Here is a 4,658-nt window from a genome sequence, read left to right as displayed (position 1 = left end):
CACAGCGTTATGCCTTTACTTTGGAAATGTCATTTTTGGCCGATCGTTACCAGCAAATCAGCGATGATTTATCGCAATTAGATTTATTCAAGGATTTTATGGTCAGTGATTATGATATTTATAAATCGTTGATTTTCTCTAAAATAACCTTGCCTGAAGATGAATTTAGACTCTATAGAAAGCTTTTCTATTTGATGTATAAAGATATTGCAAAACCCGATTTGTATGTGTATTTATATCAGAATACCGAGCGTTTACAAGCGAATATCAAGAAGCGTGGCCGCGACTATGAACAGAATATCGAAAACGATTACCTCGAAAAGATTAATTCTGGCTATTTAGAATTCCTAAAGAACCAAACGGAGCTCAATGTCAAAATCATTGATATTTCTGATCTTGATTTTGTAGAAAACAGGGAAGACTATTTATGGATTTTGGAGGAGATTAGTGGGAAGGATGTTTAGTTTTGTTTGAAACAGTCAAATTAGGATTTTATTTGTCATTCCGACAGCGGAGGAATCACATGCGAGTGAGCCAGCGATATCATAAATAATGAGATTCCTCCTGCGTCGGAATGATAATTCGAGAAGAGGTGAAAGTGGTAATGTTTGTTATGATTGTGCTATCCCCGTGCACCCATCTTACAAAACAAGTCCCAAACCACAATCCCGCAACTTACTGAGATGTTCAGAGAGTGCTTTGTTCCAAATTGAGGGATTTCGATGATCACGTCGCTTGCACTGACCACATTTTGAGCCACGCCTTTCACTTCATTGCCAAACACCAAAGCGTATTTTTGATTGGGTTGAGGTTTGAAATCATTGAGCATGGTAGCGTTTTCAGCTTGTTCAATGGATGCTATAATCACATTGTCAGATTTTAATTGCTCAATTAAATCCATGGTGTTTTCAACGTATTCCCAGTCCACCGTATCGGTGCTTCCTAAAGCGGTTTTATGAATGTCTTTATGCGGAGGTGTAGCGGTAATACCGCACAGATATATTTTCTCCACCAAAAAAGCATCACTGGTTCTAAACACCGATCCTATATTATTTAAACTTCGGATATTATCCAACACAATAATTAAGGGCGTTTTTTCTGTTTCTTTAAACGCTTCCACACTCAATCGGTCGAGTTCGCTGTTTTTTAATTTTCTCATAGAAAATATTTATTTTCATTCCCACGACGGTGGGAATCTCATCATTTTAGATTTCAAGGATTCCAATAGAATCTATCAGCAGGGGAACCTTATCATCGCCATTCCCACAAGGCCGATAACTATCGCTAGGGAATTTCTCTGTTTTAAATTTGTCAAACCTTTCAGGTTTTGGAAACCTGAAAGGTTCTGTTGCTCAATTCAGAATCTAGCTCAAAAAACTCCGCGTATCTCTGTGAATTCTCTGCGCGTCTCTGCGAAATAGTCCTTCCATGAGGTTTCATAGTGCGGTAAAACATTGTAAATAACTTCTGTCGCATCCATTTTCCAAAGCCTCAAATTATAAGTACCTTAGCAGTCCTGATATTTAGGGCAAAAATACCATTTAAAAAACACAAACATTGTGAGATTTCCACCTTCGTGGAAATGACAAAGACAATTTATGAAAAAAGAAAAGAAGGTAACTCCGTTAATGACACAATACAATGCGATTAAAGCAAAGTATCCTGATGCCTTATTGCTTTTTAGGGTGGGCGACTTCTATGAAACCTTTGGCAGCGACGCAGTAAAAGCCTCCAAAATATTAGATATTATATTAACCAAACGCGGTGCAGGCAGTGAATCCGAAACCGAATTGGCTGGATTTCCTCATCATTCGTTAAATACCTATTTGCCAAAATTGGTCAAAGCGGGTTGCCGCGTGGCGATTTGCGATCAGTTGGAAGATCCTAAGCAAGCAAAAACCTTGGTGAAACGCGGTGTTACTGAATTGGTGACGCCTGGAGTGGCATTGAATGATGATATTTTGCATTCAAAGTCCAATAACTTTTTGGCTGCAGTCTGTTTTGGCAAAAATTTGATTGGGGTTTCTTTTTTAGATGTCTCCACAGGTGAATTTCTGATTTCTCAAGGGAATTCAGAATATGTCGATAAATTACTTCAAAACTTCAGACCAAGCGAAATTCTGATTTCTAAACCAAAACGAAACGAGTTTAAAAATACTTTTGGTGATAACTTTCATACATTTTATATGGAAGATTGGGTGTTTCAGGATGATTATGCCAATGAAACCTTGCTCAAACATTTTCAAACCAAATCGTTAAAAGGTTTTGGTATTGAGGATTTGTTTGAAGGTATTGTGGCTTCAGGCGCTGTCTTGCATTATCTGAGTGAAACACAGCATCACAGATTACAACATATTACTTCCATTCAGCGGATTACCAAAGATGATCACGTTTGGATGGATCGTTTTACCATCAGGAACTTGGAACTTTATCAATCCAACAATCAAAATGCGGTGACTTTGATTGATGTGATTGATCGTACGATTTCACCAATGGGAGGTCGTTTATTGAAGCGCTGGTTGGCTTTGCCGCTTGTGGATATAGACAAAATCAATCAGAGGCATGAGGTGGTTCAGTATTTTTTAGATGATACCATTGTTCTGAAAAAGATCCAAAACCAGATCAAAGGTATCGGGGATATCGAACGGTTGATTTCAAAAGTGGCAACAGTTAAAATTTCTCCTAGAGAAGTGGTTCAGCTGAAAAATGCCTTAGAAGCAATTGTTCCTATTAAAACGCTCACGCAAAACACCGATAATAAAGCCATTCAACATATTGGCAACAATTTGGAACTTTGTGAAGAGTTGCGTCAACGCATCAAAACGACTTTAAATGATGATGCGCCGGTCAATATTTTAAAGGGAAATACGATTTCCTCTGATTTTTCGGCAGAATTGAAAGAACTCAGAGCGCTTTCCACCTCAGGAAAGGATTATTTAGATGCTATGCTGGAACGCGAAAGCAAACGTACAGGAATATCGTCCCTCAAAATTGCGTCCAATAATGTGTTTGGGTATTATATTGAAGTGCGCCATTCACAAAAAGATAAAATACCTGCGGATTGGATCAGAAAGCAAACTTTGGTTAATGCAGAGCGTTATATTACTGAGGAGCTAAAAGAATACGAAACTAAAATCCTTGGTGCTGAAGAGCGCATCCTGGGTATTGAACAGCAATTGTTTTCCGAATTGGTGTCGTGGATTGGGCAATTCATTCAACCTGTTCAGAAAAATTCGGCATTAATCGCGCAACTGGATTGTTTGTGCGGTTTTGCGCAATTGGCTTATGACAATAAATACACACGTCCAGAAATTAATGACGGTTTTGCATTAGATATCAAAAATGGAAGGCATCCCGTTATTGAAAAACAATTACCACCTGGCGAGCCTTATATTGCCAATGATGTTTATTTGGATAGAGACAAGCAACAGATCATCATGATTACCGGGCCTAATATGTCGGGTAAATCAGCCATTTTGCGTCAAACGGCCTTAATAGTGCTGTTGGCTCAAATGGGAAGTTTTGTACCTGCTGAGCACGCTACAGTGGGATTGACCGATAAAATATTTACAAGAGTTGGTGCCAGTGATAATATTTCCATGGGCGAATCGACCTTTATGGTGGAGATGAATGAAACGGCTTCCATTTTGAATAACATCTCTGATCGAAGTTTAGTGTTGTTGGATGAAATCGGTCGTGGTACGAGTACTTATGACGGGATTTCGATTGCTTGGGCCATTAGCGAGTATTTGCATGAGCATCCAAGCAAGGCCAAAACCTTGTTTGCCACCCATTATCATGAGTTGAATGAAATGACCGAAACATTTGCACGGATTAAAAACTTTAATGTTTCTGTGAAGGAGTTGAAGGATAATGTGCTTTTTTTAAGAAAATTAGTGGAAGGCGGGAGTCAGCATAGTTTCGGAATCCATGTGGCGAAAATGGCGGGAATGCCACAACAAGTGATTCATCGTGCCAATAAAATCCTGAAGCAACTAGAGAAATCACATAGCAGCGAAGAATTGACAAACAAGGTAAGAACGCTTGAAAATGACATGCAATTGAGTTTTTTCAACTTAGATGATCCTCTTTTAGAGCAGATTAAGGAAGAGATCATCAATATTGATATCGATGTTTTAACGCCAGTTGAGGCGCTTATGAAATTGAATGAAATTAAACGTATGTTGTTGAAAAAGAAGCGTGCATAAAAAAAACAACTTTTTTTTATGCAAAAGGCTTTGTCATTCTAAGAAATGTATTAAATTTGCCCTCGCAATGCCGATAGGTGTCGTGAAAACGTTCTTAAATTAATTGCAATAACGCGAAAATAGCTCAGTTGGTAGAGCGCCACCTTGCCAAGGTGGAGGTCGCGGGTTCGAATCCCGTTTTTCGCTCAATATCGAAAAGCAAAAGTATGGATTCCGCTGCTGCGGAACATTGTTTTACACAATGAGTACTTTGTGCAACTGCTCAAGTGGTGGAATCGGTAGACACGCCGGACTTAAAATCCTGTGTCCATTAGGACGTGCGGGTTCAAGTCCCGCCTTGAGTACTAAGCCTTGATAATCGAAAGATTGTCAAGGTTTTTTGGTTTTAGTCAACTTTGACTTATTGCAATCCTTAGTATTTCATCCTTTTCAAGTATCCAATATCAGTTT

General features: G+C 38.8%; 3 protein-coding genes and 2 tRNA genes. 4 read left to right on the top strand and 1 reads right to left on the bottom strand.

The genetic code is table 11. From position 1 onward, the window contains the following. Positions 1-464: deoxynucleoside kinase (locus ABIQ28_RS04555; RefSeq protein ID WP_348035644.1), on the top strand; the 464-nt coding region annotated here is incomplete at its 5' end. Between the two features lie 158 nt (positions 465-622). On the opposite strand, the gene ABIQ28_RS04550 is transcribed toward ABIQ28_RS04555, so the two are convergent. Continuing rightward, positions 623-1,159 carry an RNA methyltransferase gene (locus ABIQ28_RS04550; protein ID WP_348035643.1) on the bottom strand — a complete coding sequence of 179 codons (537 nt, stop codon included), beginning with the start codon at positions 1,157-1,159 and terminating at the stop codon, positions 623-625. A gap of 439 nt (positions 1,160-1,598) precedes the next feature. Here ABIQ28_RS04550 and mutS point away from each other — a divergent pair, with 439 nt between their 5' ends. The 3 genes from mutS (at position 1,599) to ABIQ28_RS04535 (ending at position 4,552) form a co-directional block, all read left to right on the top strand. Then, the gene (gene mutS / locus ABIQ28_RS04545) at positions 1,599-4,208 is read left to right on the top strand and encodes a DNA mismatch repair protein MutS (protein ID WP_348035642.1); all 2,610 of its coding nucleotides are present in this window, start codon (positions 1,599-1,601) and stop codon (positions 4,206-4,208) included. A gap of 113 nt (positions 4,209-4,321) precedes the next feature. Next, a tRNA-Gly gene (locus ABIQ28_RS04540) sits at positions 4,322-4,394 on the top strand. Positions 4,395-4,468: 74 nt separating this feature from the next. Continuing rightward, positions 4,469-4,552: transfer RNA gene (locus ABIQ28_RS04535), tRNA-Leu, on the top strand. Positions 4,553-4,658 lie beyond the last annotated feature (106 nt).

Origin of the sequence: Gelidibacter sp. (assembly GCF_039916245.1) — a bacterium.
Lineage (GTDB): Bacteria > Bacteroidota > Bacteroidia > Flavobacteriales > Flavobacteriaceae > Gelidibacter.
Note: the sequence above shows the minus strand (reverse complement) of the source record. Positions and strands in the feature narration are given on the sequence as shown.